Here is a 17,865-nt window from a genome sequence, read left to right as displayed (position 1 = left end):
ACGTTACTCCTTTACCAAAACGGTGGCAAAATAACCGGCCTGTTCCTGCGGCCGCTCAAGGGAAAGATCCGGGTAGACCCGCTCGTCCGGCAGACCGCAGTTGCACACAAGTGCGCTTTTTTTCAGCTTATCTGCCTGCTGCAGGGTATCCAATAAGACAGGCAATTGCCTGCCGGCTTTCATCAATACCTTGGTGCCGGGCATTTCCAGCACGCGGTCTGTCCAGCCGCCGGGCGCAATGGTAAGCGGCGTATCCATGCCGCCGGTCAGCGGCACATTCAGCCGCGCCGCCGCCGCACAAAAGCTGGGCACGCCTGCCGCCATGGCGGTGGCATAACCCCCGGCCTGCAAGATCTCCTGCAGGTAACCAAAGGTGGCATAGATGGAAACATCACCGATGTTCAGCATGGCAACGTCCTGCCCGGCATCCAGATACTGCCGCACCGCGGCGGCGGCTTTTTCGTGCGAAGCCGCCAGCGCAGCCGGGTCACGGCTCATGGCAAAGTACAGCGGGACGATGGTCTTGCCGTCCAGCGCTTCTCCCAGCGCACTGCGGGCGATGTCCAGCGCCAGCATCTGGCCGGAAGCAGTCTGCGGCGCGGCCAGCACCGGGCACTGCCGGATGAGCCGCACAGCCTGCAGCGTCATCAGCTCCGGGTTGCCGGGGCCGACGCTGACACCGTAAAATGTACCTTTCAGTTCTGCCATTCCTGCATCAGCTCCTTTGCCGTTTTTGTCTCGCCCAGCGGGCCGTGCTGGTTGGAGAACAGCACCACGCCCACCCGGAAGGCCCCGCCTGCCCGCCGGTCCAGATGCATCTGGATGGCGGCAAGGATGCTTTCCAGCACCGGGCCGCGCAGCTGTGCGCCGTCCAGAATGTCAAGGCAGGCATCCGTGGTGGCGGCATCCATCAGGGCAGCGCACACTTCGCGCCGGGCCCCGCACAGCGCCGCATGGGCACAGAACACCTCGGCACGGCCATCCGCCGTGTGGGAATGGGTGTTCATGACCCCTGCCGCCAGTTTGACCAGCTTGCCCACGTGGCCTACCAGAAGCACTTCCTCAAATTTGGCCGTGGCAGCCATATCCAGCGTATCCCCGATGAAGTTGGAGGTCTTGACCACCGGGAACCGCTCGAACTGCGGCAGAGCGCTGGCCAGATAGTCCAGCCCGTAGTTACCGGGGGCCAGCACCAGCCGCCGGGGGCCGGGGGCATTTTTTGCGCGCAGTGCGGCCTGATTCATTTCCAGCTGGATGGTATCCAGAATGGCCTGCTGGCTCATGGGTTCCACGATGCCGCTGGTGCCCAGAATGGAAAGCCCGCCCTCCACCCCGATGTGCGGGTTGAAGGTGCGCTTTGCCGTCTCGGCACCGCCTTCCACAGAGATGGTCACCGCAAAGCCGCCGGTGTAGGCAGCATTTTCAGCTTCCCGTTCCAGCGCTTCGGCAATCATCTGGCGGGGCACATGGTTGATGGCGGCTTCGCCTACGGGCTGGTCAAGGCCGGGCTTCGTCACCCGGCCCACCCCCTCGCCGCCAAGGATGCGCACGCCGGGGGCATCCGGTTCCAGCACCACCGATGCAATCACCGGCAGGCCCGTGGTCACGTCCACATCGTCGCCGCCGTCCTTGCGGATGGCACATACCGCACCGGCATCCGTTCTGCGGCAGTAAATGGGTGCCACCTCCACCACAATGCCCTTGGGCGTGCGCAGAGCCACCGTTTCCGGTTCGCGGCCGGTCAGCAGCAGACGCGCCGCCCCGGCAGCCCCCAGCGCGGCACAGGTTCCGGTGGTATAGCCGCAGCGCAGCAGCTTCTGCCCGCTGCGGACGTAATGCTCAAACTGCGGTTTTCCGGCGGGTGCCTTTTCGGCTTCCGGCTCCGGTGTGCCGAACAGAGCCGTGTACTGCTGTTCGGTCAGGCCGTACAGGGTGCGGATGTTCTCCGGCTGAAACGCCTGTTCCGGGGTCAGCACGCCGGAAACACCACCGGGCGAAACGCACACCACCGTGTCCGCTATTTTTTCGGCCAATTCCAGCTCGTGCAGGCTCAGGATCACCGCCAGCTGACCGGTATGGGCCAGCTCCTTTAAAATGGTGAGCAGTTCAATTTTGCCCTTGATATCCAGAAAAGAGGTCGGTTCGTCCAACAGGATCACTTCCGGCTGCTGGCACAGTGCCCGGGCCAGCAGGATGCGCTGGCGCTGGCCGTCGCTGATGCGGTTAAAATCCCGGTCTGCCAGCTGCGCCGCACCCACCAGCTCCAAAGCTCTGTGCACCTGTTGCCTGTCCTCGGCAGACAAAATGCCCAGCCGTCCGGTGTAGGGATAGCGCCCCGCCGAAACAAAGTCAAAGCAGGTGGTCAGCTCCATCCGGCGGCTGTGGGGAGCCATGAGAGCCAGCTTCTGCGCCCGCTGGGTACCGGTATAGGCAGTAAGATCCTTCCCCGCCAGCAGCACTGTGCCGCCCATAGGGGCAAGCTGGCCCGCCAGCGTTTTGAGCAGGGTGGATTTTCCTGCGCCGTTCGGCCCGATCAAGGTCAGGATCTGGCCCGGCTGCGCCCCGAGGCAAATATCCGAGAGCAGCGGTGTCTTGCCGTAGCCGATGGCAAGCTCCCGCGCAGTGCAAAGTGCTTTTTCGTTCATCATGCGCCCTCCCGCTCTGAATTGCGCCGCACCAGCAGCCAGATGACCACCGGTGCGCCGAACACGGCCGTGACCGAGCTGATGGACAGCTCCGTGGGCGCGAACAGACTGCGGGCCAGCAGGTCGCAGAACAGGCAGAAAGCCGCACCGCCCAAGCAGCACCCCGGCAGCACATGCAGCGGCTTTGCGCTGCCCAGCAGCTGCTTGACAAGGTGCGGCACCGCGATGCCTACAAAGGAGATCGGCCCCGCAAAGGCGGTGACGCAGGCCGCCAGCAGGCTAGATAGCAGCACCAGCGCTGCCGAGAAAGGCTTGACATTCACGCCCACGCTGCGGGCATATGATTCGCCCATCTGGTAGGCGGCCATGGGCTTGGAAAGCAGAAAGGATGCCGCCAGCGCAGGCAGCACCACCAGTGCCGCGGCCTGCACATTGGCCCATGTCACGCCGGAAAAGCTGCCCTGCGACCAGTTGTGCAGATTGACGATGTTGGAATCCTGCGCAAAGGCCACCACGATATCGGTGATGGCGGAGCAGATATAGCCGATCATCACACCGCAGATGACCAGAATGCTCATGCGCTGCACCCGCCGGGCCACCGCCAGCACAAAGGCCATGGAAGCCATGGCACCCGCAAAGGCAGCCGCGATCATCGTGGCCGAGCTGGTCAGCATCCCGCGGTCCAGAAACACCACCATGGTCAGGGCCACCGCCAGCTTTGCGCCGCTGGAAACGCCCATAACAAATGGCCCGGCAATGGGGTTTGCAAAAAAAGTCTGCAGCAGGTAGCCTGCCGCGCTGAGGGCTGCCCCCAACAGCGCCGCCATGACCGCGCGGGGCAGGCGCAGCTGCAGGATGATGTTCCCCGCAAGCGCATCACCGCCCTTGCCCAGCAGTGCCGTCAGCACCGCTCCCGGTGCAAGGGATACGCTGCCCCAGAACAGGTTCAGCGCAAAAAGCACAGCCACGGCTGCCGCAAGGGCAATATAGGCGGCTGCAAGGCGTCTGGTACGGGTCATAGGCTTTCCTTTCTGTAAAATTTTCCTTCTTTAGTCCACATGGGTGAGGAATTTCAGGGTACTGGCGGCAGGTGTGCCCTTGGTAAACACCCGGTTCATGTCCACGATCAGGTCTGCCAGCTCCATGCTCTGCTGGAACAGGCTCTGGGTGGTGCACCACACCTGACCGTTCTGCACCGCTTTGAACTCGTTCAACAGTGGGAAACGCTCGGTCAGCTGGTTCACCGATGCGATCATGCCCTCGATGGCGCTGTTGTAGATGAGCACATCGGCATCCTTTGCACCTGCATAGAAGTCCTCAAGCGGCAGGTTCATGGTAGCAAGGCTGTTGCCATTGTCCGTCAGGTCCGCAAAGACATAGCTGCCGCCCGCCATCTCGATCATGCGGGCCACATAGTCACTGCCCTTGCGCACAGTGGCAAGGTTGTTGGTGGTCAGCGAGAAAAAGGCGCAGCTTTTTCCCGTGGGTTCCTGCGAGAGGATGGGCTGAACGGCCGTCTCCTGCGCGGAAAACACCTGCTCGGCCTGTTCTTCCCTGCCCAGCAGGATGCCGTAAAGCTTGATCCACTCCATGCGGGCCAGCGGGTCGCTCTCGTAGCTGGAACGCTCCACCAGCACCGGGATGCCAAAGTGTTCCAGCTGTTCCTTTACCTCCGGCGTGTGCAGGATCATGGTATTCTCAATGGCAAGGCGGCAGCCCGCTGCCAGGATCTGCTCGTAATCCGGGGCGCTGTACTTGCCTGCATACGCGATTTTTCCCTCTTCCATGGCCTGCTGCACCGCAGGCAGATACCAGCCCTCGGCCTTGGTGCCGGAAAAGGCCACGCTGTCCAGTGCGTCCAGATGTAAAAGCAGATCCATCACCGAGGTGGAGACCAGATAAATATTCTCCACCGGCTGGCGCAGCACAGTCACATCAGCAGGCAGACCGTCCACCTCCGCAGCATCTTCCGGCACAACAAGGAACCGTGCATCCGACTCCGCGATGGTCAGCATGGTATAGCCGCCCTCATAGCAGTCCGCTGTGAACTGCTGTGCATAGTCCAGTTTGTAATGATGGGAGAAAGTAAGACTTTCCGTATTGGCAGGTTGAGCCTTGCTGCCGCAGCCGGTCAGCGTCAGCGCCGCAGCGGGGATCAGTTTCAGAAATTGGTTGCGAGTGATTTTCATTCAAATATCCGGACGTTTGTCGTTCCGACCCCTCTTGTGAAAAGGCGTTTGGAGCGGCCCTGCGGTTGCGCAGCAATGAAAGCCCCAGTGGGTCTTTCAAGCAGGCGAGCGATCTGCGATAGCAGATGGAAGGGCTTTGCCCTGACAAGCGTCGGGGCCGCGACAAACGCGAAATAAAAAATTGATTTTCCGCTGAGTATGCCCAGAGCGTGAGCGGAGGGCATTCTCAATCGTTAGCCTTCAGACTTGCAGAATCAAAGGTCAGCGTATACTCGATCTCGTGGGGGGTGCTCATAGCAACGGTGTCGGCGGTGACATCCAGTGCGGTATCCAGCGCCGATACCGGAATTTCAAAGGTGGAATTGCCCTCGGTGTTGGTGGGCAAATACTTCTCGCCGTCCACGATCATATAATCATAGTTCGGGCTGCTCCACACGATGGTGGCGGTCATCTTGCCATCCGCCACGGTCAGGGCTGCGGGGCTCTCCACGGTGGCACGGCCGGAGCCGCCCTCCAGCGTCACCTCACAGGTGTAGGTGCCGTCTGCCGGGGTCTCGGCTTCCGCAGCCTTTTCCACGGCATCACGCACGCTGACGACATGATCGTACCACTTGCCCTTGGTGCCCAGAATGGCCAGATCAAAGTCGGCATCCACAGCAGAGACCGGAATATCGAAGCCGTACACCTCCTCCGAGGTGCCGTCGGAATAGGTGACGGTATCTGTGGTGGGCTGCAGCCAGTCGGCCTCGTGGTCGGCGGCATCGGAAGCCTTGCCCAGATACAGGTTGACGATATGGGTGGAAGCAAGGCTGACATGGAAGGTCATCTGGCCGTTTTCCACGGTCAGGGTGCCCTTGCCGTCGCAGGCTTCGTTGGCGTGGAACATGCTGCTGTCGGTGTCAAACTCGGCGGTATACACACCATCCGGCAAAGCGGCGGTCTCAGCGGCAGAAGAAGCCACGGAAGAAGCAGCCTCCGAGCTGGCAGCGCTGGAAGCTGCAGAAGATGCCGTGGAAGAAGCGCCGCAGCCCACCAGCAGACTCAGTGCCAGAGAGGCAGCGACAACACAGGAAAAAACGCGTTTCATAGGAAATACCTCTACATTATAAAAAATCAGCTTTTATTATACCATTGTTCAGATAAAAAATGAACCCTCTCCACCGGATGCCGCAAAGCGGCCGCGAGACGGAGAGGGTTCGTTTGATCAACCGTTCAGAGAATCGATCGCCGCCTTGGTGTGGGCGACATACAGCTTCTGGACATCCTCGATCTCACCCAGACCAGCGATCTGGCAGTCGATGCTGTCAAAAGCACCGGAAGCCTTGAACTGGCTCAGCCAGGAGTCGGCATCCTCACCGGCCATATCGTTGTTGGCGTGATCGCCGGCAACCACCATCAGCGGGCGCAGGATGACCTTGGTGTAGCCCGCAGCCTTAACAGCCTCGATCACGTTCTCGCAGGCAGTCTCTTCCGGCTTGCCCTCAACGGTGCCAATGAACACATTGTCGTAGCCCAGAGTCTGCATAGTGGTCTGCATCTGGCTGTAGCTCACCTTTGCGGTGTGCGAGGTGCCGTGGCCCATAAAGACAAAGGCGACCTTGTCCGCAGCAGCGGCATCCAGACTGTCGTAGCCGGCTTCCTTCACGGCAGCAGCGGTGACAGCCTTGGCAACGTCTTCCTTATCCTGATTGATGATGGTGGCATCGGAACCGACCTCGCCCAGCAGGGGCTCAGCCACAGCGACAGATTCAAACTTGTCGCGGTAGGTGTCGATCATTTCCATCATCTCGTCGTACTCAGCACCGTGCATCAGGTGGGTGGGCTGGACGACCAGATTCTTCACGCCGTTTTCCACAGCGCGGTCCATGGCCTGCTGCATGTTGTCGATCTTTTCGCCGTCACGAGCCTGCACATGGTTGATGATAATCTGTGCGGTGAATGCGCGGCGCACAGACCAATCCGGGTATGCGGCCTGCAGAGCATCCTCGATGCCCTTGATGTCCTTCACGCGGCTGTCGTTGAAGGAGGTGCCGAAGGAGACCACCAGCAGCTCGTTGTCGCCAATGTCGTCCTGATTGCGGGCATCGTCCTTGGAAGCATCGCCGGTGTCACGGCCAAAGTAGTCGGGGTCGGCGTTCTCACCTTCCACCAGTTCCTTCTGGGTGTCGGTCAGGGCATCCCATGCAGCCTTGGCGGCTTCGCACTGGGCATCGGTATCCTCATTGCGCTCCTGCACATAGATGGCATCGATCAGGTCTGCCACGTTCTTTGCTGCCATTTCGTCAGCCTCCTCGCTGCTCGCTCCGCTGGAAGCGGAAGACGCAGCGGTGCTGGATGCAGTGCCGGAAGCAGCACCGCCGCAGCCGGTGAGCACGCCGGCGCACAGAGCCAGAGCCGTAACAGCTGCGGCCAGCTTTTTGGTTTCGATCTTTCTCATTGTTCTTGTCCTTTCCTGCTGGATAAATTGCGGTTTGAACCAAACAAAGGGTACAGGAAAGAAAGATGAAAGAAGAGGCCCTTCTGTCCTGCGGATGGCATGACAAAAAGACCTCTGTTGTTTCAGGGCTTTTTGGTACAACCAATTCCTCGTGATCTGGGGTTTGCACCCCCGTACCAACAGCAGGCAGGTTTCCTGACTGAAAGATCGCCGCCCGGCATCCCCTTCCCGGAGCAATGCTCCAGTGGCTGGTGCAAAGCACCCTGATGCGGACTCCCTTATCACAGTGACGAGATCGTGCGGGATCTGCACCCGCTTCCCTTTTACCCTTTCCGCCGTGCAGTGCATCGGCAAAAGGCACCTGCTGTTTTTCTGTTCAGTTCGTCCGGCATTATATCATAAAACTGCGCAGAATGCAATAAAAAACGGCATCCTGCCTTTTTATAAGGAAGGATGCCGTTTGGAGATCGAGCCAAATGCGGAGCTTACTGGAGCGCACGGATCGCATTGATGGTGATTTTGTACTGGCGGGTCACGCTGTCAAACAGCTCCTTGGTACCTTCCAGTGTGCCTGTGCGCAGCACCTCGGTCAAATCGTAGGTGGGCTGATACAGGTTGGTAAAGCCCAGGTTCTGGCACACGCCCTTGAGCGTGTGTGCCGCACGGAATGCTTCCTTCACATTTTCTTCCTTCAATGCCTGCTCCAGTTTCGGATAGCTGTCGTCGTTCAAAAACATCAGCGTAAATCTGCAGATCATGCCTTCGTTGTAAAGCCGCTTGAGCACGTCCTCATAATTTGCGCCCATCTGTCTATAACATTCCTGAATCGTCATGGTTTGTCGCTATGCCTTTCTTTTTCTACTTATCCCGCCTGATTTGCCACAGAGTGACAAAAGCGCCATCCATTTTGTTGCACTTTGTTGCGTTTTAAATATATCACGCCTTACTGCGTTTTTCAATGCAGAGACAAAAAGTCTTGCACTTTTCACATATTGTCCCGAGTTTTTCTTGCAATTTGCCTATCAATTTCTTCCGGCTGGCTTTTTTCTCCGACTTTGCCGTGCCTGCATGGCTGCAGGGCTTTTCCCGCCTTTGCTCTGCCGTTTCTCTGCACGGAAAACGCATTTGAAGAAAAAGGTAAAAAAACAGTTGACAAAAGCCTTTCTGCATGATAGAATAAACAAGTCGTCCGGCGAAGGACACAAAAAGTGAATATGGGCGTGTTCCCGAGTGGCCAATGGGGACAGACTGTAAATCTGCTGCTTTCAGCTTCGGTGGTTCGAATCCACCCGCGCCCACCAAAAAACCTCAGCGTATGAAAGTATGCTGAGGTTTTTGTTTTGCGACAAGGCTAAACTCACCGGGCGGGTGGATTCGAACAGCTGCGGCGACATCGTTGAAGATGGCGCAAAAACAGCCCGGTGGGCTGTTTTTAGCAGCGCGGCTCGCGACATCCACCCGCGCCCACCAAAAGACCTCAACGTATGAAAGTACGCTGAGGTTTTTGTTTTGCTGCAAAGCCAGACTCACTGGGCGGGTGGATTCGAACAGCTGCGGCGACATCGCTGAAGATGGCGCAAAAACAGCCCGGTGGGCTTTTTTAGATGCGCGGCTCGCGACATCCACCCGCGCCCACCAAAAAACCTCAACGTATGAAAGTACGCTGAGGTTTTTGTTTTGCGACAAGGCTAAACTCATCGGGCGGGTGGATTCGAACAGCTGCGGCACCGTTCAGCAGGACGATTTCCAGCAGTGCAAGGATCAGCAGAACAATAAGAACCGTAGTAACCATAGTGTACCGTGCATCATAATATTTTGCAACGGTATTCAGGTTGGTACTCTGTGCATTGATTTTTTAAATTTTTCTTCAAAAAAATCATTGACAACGCTTTCTGTGCATGATAAAATCACATTTGATTTTGAGAGACAAAGCATAGCAGAGTCTTTTCAAAGCAATTTACCATGGACCGCCCAGCGGGGCTAAGGCCATACGGACAGCCGGGTCCACTGCCGACCGGCGGCACAGCCGCCATTATTGATTGAGCGTAGCAGCTCAAATTTTATAAGTTGGTTCCTTTACAACCATGAAATTGCGCAGTCAGTGTGCAGACTTGTGAAACGGTCAATAAAGAGCAGTAAAAGCAGAATTGCTATATAGACTCTCATAATCCCGTCTTTTTTGAATCATGCGAAGCGGCCTTTGTACTCTGGTGTTTCTTCCGGGGGTCTTTGGCGGCGCATTCAAATGCTTTTCAAAGCGCAAGTCTGCACTTTTTGTGCGGTACTTGCGCTTTTTTGTTTGCATCGGGATCAGGGACGGAGGAAAAACATGAGTGAGAACCGAACACGGTTCCGGCTGAACCAGAACCGTGCGCCCATCTATGAAGCGCTGGAACAGTTCCGCAAAATGCGGGTGGTGCCCTTTGATGTGCCCGGCCACAAGCGAGGCCGCGGCAACCCGGAGCTGACCGCCTTTCTGGGCCAGCAGTGCGTGGGCGTGGATGTGAACAGCATGAAGCCGCTGGATAATCTCTGCCACCCGGTATCGGTCATCCGGGAAGCAGAGGAGCTGGCCGCAGATGCCTTTGGCGCTGCCCACGCGTTCCTCATGGTGGGCGGCACCACCAGCAGTGTGCAGAGCATGGTGCTTACCGCCTGCAAGCGCGGCGATGAGATCATTCTGCCCCGCAATGTGCACCGCAGTGTGCTGAACGCACTGGTACTGTGCGGCGCGGTGCCGGTGTATGTGAACCCCGAGGTGGACAAGCGCCTTGGCATCTCGCTGGGCATGAAGCGGGAACAGGTGGAAAAGGCCATTAAAGAGCATCCGAATGCTGTGGCTGTGCTGGTGAATAACCCCACCTACTACGGCATCTGCTCTGACCTGCGCGCCATCGTAAAAATGGCCCACGATGCCGGGATGCTCTGCCTTGCGGACGAAGCCCACGGCACCCACTTCTACTTTGGCGGCGGCCTGCCGGTGTCTGCCATGGCGGCAGGGGCTGATATGGCATCCGTCTCCATGCACAAGAGCGGCGGCAGTTTAACGCAGTCCAGCCTGCTGCTCATCGGCCCCAATGTGCACCCGGGCTATGTGCGGCAGATCATCAACCTGACCCAGACCACCTCCGGCAGCTACCTGCTCATGTCCAGTCTGGATATCTCCCGCCGCAACCTTGCACAGCGCGGGCGGCAGGTATTCCACCAAGTGGCCGACATGGCCGAGTATGCCCGCGAGGAGATCAACGCCGTGGGCGGCTACTACGCCTTTGGCAAGGAGCTGTGCAACGGCGACTCCGTTTTTGACTTTGATACCACCAAGCTCAGCGTCCACACGCTGGATATCGGCCTTGCAGGCATTGAGGTGTACGACATCCTGCGCGATGAGTACGACATCCAGATCGAGTTCGGCGACATTGGCAACATCCTTGCCTATCTTTCCATCGGCGACCGCCCGCAGGAGGTGGAGCGTCTGGTCAGCGCGCTGGCCGAGATCAAGCGCCGCTACCAGACCGATGGCTCCGGCCTGCTGAGTCAGGAATACATCGACCCCGTTGTGGCTGCCAGCCCGCAGGAGGCGTTCTATGCGCCCAAAAAGAGCCTGCCGCTCCGGGAGACCGAGGGCATGGTGTGCAGCGAGTTCGTCATGTGCTACCCGCCGGGCATTCCCATTCTGGCCCCGGGCGAGCGCATCACCAAGGAAATTTTGAACTACATCGAGTACGCCAAGGCCAAGGGCTGCAGCATGACCGGCCCCGAGGACCCGGACATCGAGCGGCTGAACGTTCTGGCATAAGGAGGGAATGCAGATGGAATTTTGGTTTTCCGAGTTTCACACCCCGGACGTGAAGCACAGCATCCGGGTGAACAAACAGCTCTACTCCAAGCAGAGCGATTACCAGCGCATCGATATTTTTGAAACGCCGGAGTTTGGCCGGGTGCTCACATTGGACGGCAATGTGATGCTGACCGAGCGCGACGAATTCATCTATGACGAGATGATCGTGCATGTGCCCATGGCGGTGCACAAGCAGGCAAAAGACATCCTTGTCATCGGTGCCGGTGACGGCGGCGTGGTGCGGGAGCTGACCCGCTACGACCGGGTGGAGCGCATCGACCTTGTGGAGATGGACCCGCAGGTGGTGGAAGCCTGCCGCGCCTTCCTGCCCAGCAACGCCTGCCGCATGGATGACCGCCGGGTGCACATCTATTTTGAGAACGCCCTCAAGTATATCCGCCGCTGCGAGGAGGAGTACGACCTCATCATCGTGGACTCCTCCGATCCCTTCGGCCCATCCGAGGGTCTGTTCACCCGCGAGTTCTACGGCAGCTGCTTCAACGCCCTGAAAGCGGACGGCATCATGGTGAACCAGCAGGGCAGCCCCTTCTATGCCGAGGATGCCAGCGCCATGCAGCGCAGCCACAAGCGCATTGCGTCCACCTTCCCCATCAGCCGAGTGTATCAGGCACACATTCCCACCTTTGCGGCTGGGTACTGGCTGTTCGGCTTTGCCAGCAAAAAGTATCATCCCATCGATGATCTGGATGCAGACGCATGGAAGGCACTGAACATGCGCACCCGCTATTACACTGCCCGGCTGCATGTCGGCGCATTTTACCTGCCGGCATTCCTTGAGGAAATGCTGCGGGAAGTGGAGGAACACTGATGCAACCCAACATTGAAAACTTCATCGGCTGTGACAGCAGCTACCGCGCCGCCAGCATCGTGCTGTACGGTGCGCCCTACGATTCCACCACCAGCTACCGCCCGGGCGCACGGTTCGGCCCGGCGGCCATCCGACACGAAAGCTATGGTCTGGAGACCTACAGCCCCTACCAGAATGCCGACCTGACCGATTTTGACATCTTCGACAGCGGCGATCTGGAGCTGTGCTTCGGCTCCAGCGAGAGCGCCCTTGCGGACATCGAAGCCCGCGCAGAGGAGATCCTGCAGGACGGCAAGTTCCCGTTGCTGCTGGGCGGTGAACATCTGGTGACGCTGGGTGCCGTGCGGGCTGCTGTGAAGAAATATCCGGATCTGCACATCGTGCACTTTGATGCCCACGCCGACCTGCGGGACGACTACCTTGGTGCAAAGCTGAGCCACGCCTGCGTGCTGCGCCGCTGCCATGAGCTGGTGGGCGACGGCCGCATCCATCAGTTCTGCATCCGCAGCGGCGACCGCGCCGAGTTCGAGTTTGCAGCCCAGCACACCGAGATGCACAAATTCGATTTTACCGGCCTTGCCGAGCTGACAGAACAGCTGTGCGAGAGCAAGGTGCCCGTCTACCTGACCATCGACCTCGACTGTCTGGACCCCTCCTGCTTCCCCGGCACCGGCACGCCCGAAGCTGGCGGCGTGAGCTTTTTGCAGCTGCTGGATGCCATCCGCACCGTGACGAAAGCCAACATCGTAGCCGCAGACCTCAACGAGCTGGCTCCCACACTGGATACCACCGGCGTTTCCACCGCCACCGCCTGCAAGGTGCTGCGCGAAACGCTGATCGCGCTGGACAAGGGCTGGCCCGGCTTTCAGGTCTGACCGAATTTGCACACATTGACATAAAGGAGAAAAATCATGAGCAAAGTTCTGATCATCGGCTGCGGCGGCGTGGCCTCCGTTGCCATCCACAAGTGCTGTCAGGTACCCGAGGTGTTCACCGAGATCTGCATCGCCAGCCGTACCAAGTCCAAGTGCGACAAGCTGGCTGCAGAACTGGCCCCCAAAACCGCTACCAAGATCACCACCGCACAGGTGGATGCCGACAAGGTGGACGAAGTGATCGCCCTCATCAAGGCTTATCAGCCCGACCTCGTGATGAACATTGCCCTGCCCTATCAGGACCTGACCATCATGGATGCCTGCCTTGCCTGCGGCGTAAACTATATGGACACCGCCAACTACGAGCCGGAGAACACCGACGACCCGGAGTGGCGTGCTATCTACGAGAAGCGCTGCAAGGAAGCAGGCTTCTCCGCCTACTTTGATTACAGCTGGCAGTGGGCCTACGCAAAGAAGTTTGAGGAAGCCGGCCTGACCGCCCTGCTGGGCAGCGGCTTCGACCCGGGCGTGACCCAGGCTTACTGCGCCTACGCCAAAAAGCACGAGTTCGACACCATTGACACCATTGATATTCTGGACTGCAACGGCGGCGACCACGGCTATGCCTTTGCCACCAACTTTAACCCGGAGATCAACCTGCGCGAGGTGTCCGCTCCCGGCAGCTACTGGGAGAACGGCCACTGGGTGGAGATCCCGGCTATGAGCATCAAGCGGGAATACAACTTCGATCAGGTGGGCGACAAGGATATGTATCTGCTGCACCACGAGGAGATCGAGTCCCTTGCCAAGAACATCCCGGAGGCAAAGCGCATCCGCTTCTTCATGACCTTCGGCCAGAGCTATCTCGACCACATGCGCTGTCTGGAGGATGTGGGCATGCTGTCCACCACCCCGGTCAACTTCAACGGGCAGGAGATCGTGCCCATCCAGTTCCTCAAGGCTCTGCTGCCGGACCCCGCCAGCCTTGGCCCCCGCACCAAGGGCAAGACCAACATCGGCTGCATCTTCACCGGCAAGAAGGACGGCAAGGAAAAGACCTACTATATTTATAATGTGTGCGACCATCAGGAGTGCTACAAGGAGGTCGGCTCTCAGGCCATCAGCTACACCACCGGCGTACCGGCCATGTGCGGCGCACTGATGCTGCTCACCGGCAAGTGGACCACCAAGGGCGTGCACACTGTGGAAGAGTTTGATCCGGACCCGTATCTGGACGCTTTGGACAAGTACGGTCTGCCCCGTTCCGAGAGCCACAGCCCGGCGCTGGTGGACTGATGCGGCTGGCCGATACCCGCCCGCCCTTTGCGGGCCTTGCAAACCTTTCTTGGGAAGCGCTTGCCTCTCTGCCCACCCCCTGCTACCTGCTGGACGAAGGGCAGCTGCGCCGCAACGGCGAACTTCTGCTGGGGGTGCAGCAGCGCACCGGCTGCAAAATTCTGCTGGCGCAGAAGGCTTTTTCCAACTTTAATGTTTACCCGGTGCTGGCTCCTTATCTGGCGGGCACCGAGGCCAGCGGCCTGTACGAGAGCCGCCTTGGCAAAGAAGAGCTGCCGGAAAAAGAGAACCATGTGTTCTGCGCGGCCTACCGGGCAGACGAGTTCGCGGAGCTGCTGCAGTACGCCGACCACATCGTGTTCAATTCGCCCAGCCAGCTGGCAAAGTTCGGCCCGGCAGCAAAAGCGGCGGGCAAGAGCGTGGGCCTGCGGCTGAACCCGGAGTGCTCCACGCAGGAAGGCCATGCAATTTACGACCCCTGCGCCCCGGGCAGCCGCCTTGGCACCACCCGCGCCCAGTGGGATGCCGCCGTGCAGGCAGACCCGGCCCTGCCCGAATTACTGGACGGACTGCACTTCCACACCCTGTGCGAGCAGGATGCCGATGCACTGGCCCTGACGCTGGCGGCGGTGGAAGCAAAGTTCGGGGATCTTCTGCCCCGGATGAAGTGGCTCAACTTTGGCGGCGGGCACCATATCACCCGCCCCGGCTACCGCCTTGCCACGCTGGAACAGTGCATTACCGAAACACAGAAAAAGTACGGCGTGCAGGTGTATCTGGAACCGGGCGAAGCATGGGCGCTGAACGCCGGGTATCTTGTTACCACTGTGCTGGACACTTTGCAAAATGGCGAGACGAGCCTTGCCATTCTGGACATGTCTGCGGCCTGCCACACCCCGGATGTGATCGAGATGCCCTACCGCCCGCCGCTGCTGGATGCCGGGGACCCCGGCGAAAAGCCGTACCTCATCCGCCTTGGCGGCCCCACCTGCCTTGCCGGGGATGTGGTGGGCGACTACAGCTTTGCCTCCCCGCTCACCGAGGGGCAAAGGCTCATTTTCGGCGATATGGCCATCTACACCACCTGCAAGAACAACACCTTCAACGGGATGCCGCTGCCGCCCATCTGGGCAATGGACGAAAACGGCACCTGCCGGGAGCTGGTGAAGTTCGGCTACAGCGATTTCAAGATGCGGCTGGGACGTGCAGCGGATTAAAGTATGACCCTTACGGCAAATCTGTATTTAGCCAAAAGACAGTCTGTATCAAAACCGCCCAAAATGCACGCTGTTCAAGTACAGTTTCTTTTTATCATCTGACGAAAATTTAAAAAAATTCATATTCAGCCTAGACAAGTTCCTTTTCATGTGCTAAAACAATGCTAAGAAACCCGCAACGATGCAGGATCTGAGGATCACTGCGCCGTTGCGGGTTTTTCTTGTTTTATCTGGGAAAGTGTCAAGAAATAATAGAGGAGGCAATTCTTATGAAAGCATTCATTTCTCGTCGTGATTTCCTGAAAGCGGCAGGCATCACCGCAGCAGCAGCTTTGGCAGGCTGCTCTTCTTCTGGCGGTTCCGCAAGCGGCTCTTCTGCAGGCGGCAAGACCATTAAGATCGGCGTGTTTGAACCGGCTTCCGGTGATAACGGCGCAGGCGGCAAGCAGGAAGTGCTGGGTGTCGAGTATGCCAACAGCCTTGCTCCCACCGTGGAGATCGGCGGTGAGACCTATAACGTGGAGCTGGTGGAAGTGGATAACCAGTCCAGCACCGATAAGGCCGTGACTGCTGCACAGGAGCTGGTCTCCAAGAAAGTCTCCATCGTGCTGGGCAGCTACGGCTCCGGTGTTTCCATTGCAGCCGCTCCCACCTTCCAGTCCGCTTCCATCCCGGCCATTGGCTGCTCCTGCACCAACCCCGCCGTGACTGAGGCCAACCCCTACTACTTCCGTGTCTGCTTCCTTGACCCGTTCCAGGGCTCGGTCATGGCAAACTTTGCAAAGGATGAGTTCAGTGCTGCCAACGCCTACGTGCTGAGCATGCTGGGCGAGGACTACGGCTCCGGTCTGGCCACCTACTTCGTCAACGCTTTTGAGGATCTGGGCGGCACTGTTACCAGCGAGCAGTTCCCCGAGGGCACCTCGGACTTCTCCGCCTACATCCAGAACGCCATCAACGCCGGTGCAGATGTGATCTTTGCTCCCTGCGCTACCACCTATGCAGCCCAGATCATCACACAGGCTGCTTCTGCAGGCTTTGACAAACCCATTACCGCAGGCGACACATGGGAGTCCAGCGTTATTCTGGATGCCCAGAAGGGCACCAGCGTGCAGGTGTATTGCTCCACCTTCTTTGATGAGAACGATGATTCCGGCGCAGCCAAGGAGTTCGTGACCGGCTTTAAGGAGTGGCTGAACGCCGACAGCCAGAAGCTGACCAACAACGGCGGCAATGACATCGTGGCAGCTGTTTCTGCACTGGGCTACGACGGCTACATGGTGGCTCTGGAAGCCATCAAGACAGCAGGCAGCACCGACGGCACCGCCATCCGCGATGCTCTGTACGGCGTAAACTACGACGGCGTGACCGGCAACATCACCTTTGACCAGACCACCGGTGATGCCAACAAGGATATGGCTTACATCAAGAAGGCTGCCGACGGCGCATTTGAGTTCGTCAAGACTCAGAGCGTGGAAGGCTGATTTGAACCTGTAAACTCCTTCAGTCAACGCCTGACGGCGTTGCCAGCTCCCTCAACGAGGGAGCCTTTTTGTAGCCTTCCGGCAGGTTTGGCTCCCTCCCTGAGGGGGCTGTCACCGGAGGTGACTGGAGGAGTTTATTTTATTAAAAGTTGTAAGAAATGGAGGGTCCCACTTATGGCTGCAAAGTTTCTGCCCTATTTGCTGGCAGGTATCTCGGTGGGCGGCCAGTATGCATTGATCGCCATTGGCTACACGATGGTGTACGGCATCCTGCGCCTGATCAACTTTGCCCACGGAGATATCTTTACCGTAGCCGGTTTTCTGATGGTGTACGCTACTGCTTCCCTTCCGCTGACCATTTCCATCCCGTTGGTGGTGGTGGCAACGGTACTGCTGGGCATCGCAGTGGAAAAGATCGCCTACAAGCCCCTGCGCACTGCGCCGCGCATGTCGGTAATGATCTCCGCGATCGGTATGTCCTACCTTTTGCAGAACTCGATGTGGTATGTCACCGGCGGTCTGGCCAAGCAGTACCCTGCCCTGCCGTGGATCAGCGACACCGTCACGGTGCTGGGCTGCCAGACCAAGCGGGTGACAGTGGTAACGCCGTTCCTCGTCATTGTGCTGGTGGCAGCACTTGTTACCCTGATCCAGAAGACCAAGATCGGCATGGCCATGCGCGCCGCTTCCCGCGATTTTGAGACCGCCCAGCTGATGGGCATCAAGATCAACAATGTCATCTCCTTTACCTTTGCAGTGGGCAGCTTTCTTGCGGCCATCGGCTCCATGATGTATTTTTCCAACTACACGGCAGTCACCCCCACTGTGGGTGCCATGCCCGGCCTGAAAGCCTTTGTGGCTGCGGTGTTCGGCGGCATCGGCTCCATTCCCGGTGCGGTGATCGGCGGCTTCATCATCGGCATCTGCGAGAGCCTTATTAAAGGTGCAGGCGCTACCACCTTCAGTGATGCGTTCACCTTTGCACTGCTGATCGTGGTGCTGGCCGTCAAGCCTACCGGCCTGTTCAGTGAAAACCTGACCGAGAAAGTGTGATG

At 58.6% G+C, this 17,865-nt stretch carries 15 protein-coding genes, 1 tRNA gene and 1 riboswitch; of the genes, 9 read left to right on the top strand and 7 right to left on the bottom strand.

Annotation, left to right across the window (positions count from 1 at the left end; translation table 11 throughout):
- Positions 1-3: 3 nt before the first annotated feature.
- From cobI to GKG36_RS02400, 7 genes are all read right to left on the bottom strand, one after another.
- Positions 4-708, bottom strand: a complete 705-nt coding sequence (gene cobI / locus GKG36_RS02430; protein ID WP_154256019.1) for a precorrin-2 C(20)-methyltransferase — start codon at positions 706-708, stop codon at positions 4-6.
- Positions 696-2,648 carry a cobalt-precorrin-5B (C(1))-methyltransferase CbiD gene (cbiD, locus tag GKG36_RS02425; protein WP_154258942.1) on the bottom strand — a complete coding sequence of 651 codons (1,953 nt, stop codon included), beginning with the start codon at positions 2,646-2,648 and terminating at the stop codon, positions 696-698. Before cbiD ends, cobI begins: the two co-directional genes overlap by 13 nt.
- Positions 2,645-3,664: an iron ABC transporter permease gene (locus GKG36_RS02420; protein WP_097775023.1), complete on the bottom strand. Its 1,020-nt coding sequence runs from the start codon at positions 3,662-3,664 to the stop codon at positions 2,645-2,647. The genes cbiD and GKG36_RS02420 overlap by 4 nt, the downstream gene beginning before the upstream one ends.
- A 30-nt stretch (positions 3,665-3,694) precedes the next feature.
- Positions 3,695-4,834, bottom strand: a complete 1,140-nt coding sequence (locus GKG36_RS02415; protein WP_154258940.1) for an ABC transporter substrate-binding protein — start codon at positions 4,832-4,834, stop codon at positions 3,695-3,697.
- Between the two features lie 226 nt (positions 4,835-5,060).
- A complete protein-coding gene (locus GKG36_RS02410; RefSeq protein ID WP_154258938.1) occupies positions 5,061-5,921 on the bottom strand; it encodes an iron transporter in 861 nt (286 codons plus the stop codon).
- Between the two features lie 117 nt (positions 5,922-6,038).
- On the bottom strand, positions 6,039-7,271 hold the full coding sequence (locus GKG36_RS02405) for a sirohydrochlorin cobaltochelatase (protein ID WP_154258936.1): 1,233 nt from the start codon (positions 7,269-7,271) through the stop codon (positions 6,039-6,041).
- Between the two features lie 167 nt (positions 7,272-7,438).
- Positions 7,439-7,651: riboswitch (cobalamin riboswitch) on the bottom strand.
- Between the two features lie 105 nt (positions 7,652-7,756).
- Entirely contained in the window at positions 7,757-8,077 is a 321-nt protein-coding gene (locus tag GKG36_RS02400; RefSeq protein ID WP_347563020.1) for an Hpt domain-containing protein, read from the bottom strand.
- A gap of 410 nt (positions 8,078-8,487) precedes the next feature.
- On the opposite strand from GKG36_RS02400, the gene GKG36_RS02395 reads away from it, so the two are divergent.
- The 9 genes from GKG36_RS02395 (at position 8,488) to GKG36_RS02355 (ending at position 17,863) form a co-directional block, all read left to right on the top strand.
- Positions 8,488-8,572: transfer RNA gene (locus tag GKG36_RS02395), tRNA-Tyr, on the top strand.
- 101 nt (positions 8,573-8,673) lie between these two features.
- Entirely contained in the window at positions 8,674-9,255 is a 582-nt protein-coding gene (locus tag GKG36_RS02390; protein ID WP_154258932.1) for a hypothetical protein, read from the top strand.
- 345 nt (positions 9,256-9,600) lie between these two features.
- Entirely contained in the window at positions 9,601-11,067 is a 1,467-nt protein-coding gene (locus tag GKG36_RS02385) for an aminotransferase class I/II-fold pyridoxal phosphate-dependent enzyme (RefSeq protein WP_097775018.1), read from the top strand.
- 13 nt (positions 11,068-11,080) lie between these two features.
- Positions 11,081-11,938, top strand: a complete 858-nt coding sequence (gene speE / locus GKG36_RS02380) for a polyamine aminopropyltransferase (protein ID WP_044953854.1) — start codon at positions 11,081-11,083, stop codon at positions 11,936-11,938.
- Positions 11,938-12,813: an agmatinase gene (gene speB / locus GKG36_RS02375; RefSeq protein ID WP_005943304.1), complete on the top strand. Its 876-nt coding sequence runs from the start codon at positions 11,938-11,940 to the stop codon at positions 12,811-12,813. Before speE ends, speB begins: the two co-directional genes overlap by 1 nt.
- Before the next feature lie 36 nt (positions 12,814-12,849).
- Positions 12,850-14,109, top strand: coding sequence for a saccharopine dehydrogenase family protein (locus tag GKG36_RS02370; RefSeq protein WP_005943308.1), 1,260 nt, complete (start codon positions 12,850-12,852; stop codon positions 14,107-14,109).
- On the top strand, positions 14,109-15,326 hold the full coding sequence (locus tag GKG36_RS02365) for a carboxynorspermidine decarboxylase (RefSeq protein WP_097775016.1): 1,218 nt from the start codon (positions 14,109-14,111) through the stop codon (positions 15,324-15,326). Before GKG36_RS02370 ends, GKG36_RS02365 begins: the two co-directional genes overlap by 1 nt.
- A gap of 269 nt (positions 15,327-15,595) precedes the next feature.
- Positions 15,596-16,810 (top strand): ABC transporter substrate-binding protein, encoded by a 1,215-nt coding sequence (locus GKG36_RS02360; RefSeq protein ID WP_243138973.1) that lies wholly within the window; start codon positions 15,596-15,598, stop codon positions 16,808-16,810.
- Positions 16,811-16,984: 174 nt separating this feature from the next.
- Positions 16,985-17,863, top strand: a complete 879-nt coding sequence (locus GKG36_RS02355) for a branched-chain amino acid ABC transporter permease (RefSeq protein ID WP_005943319.1) — start codon at positions 16,985-16,987, stop codon at positions 17,861-17,863.
- Positions 17,864-17,865: the final 2 nt, after the last annotated feature.

The organism is Faecalibacterium sp. BIOML-A1, assembly GCF_009679715.1.
Lineage (GTDB): Bacteria > Bacillota > Clostridia > Oscillospirales > Ruminococcaceae > Faecalibacterium > Faecalibacterium taiwanense.
This window is presented reverse-complemented; position numbering and strand designations above follow the sequence as displayed.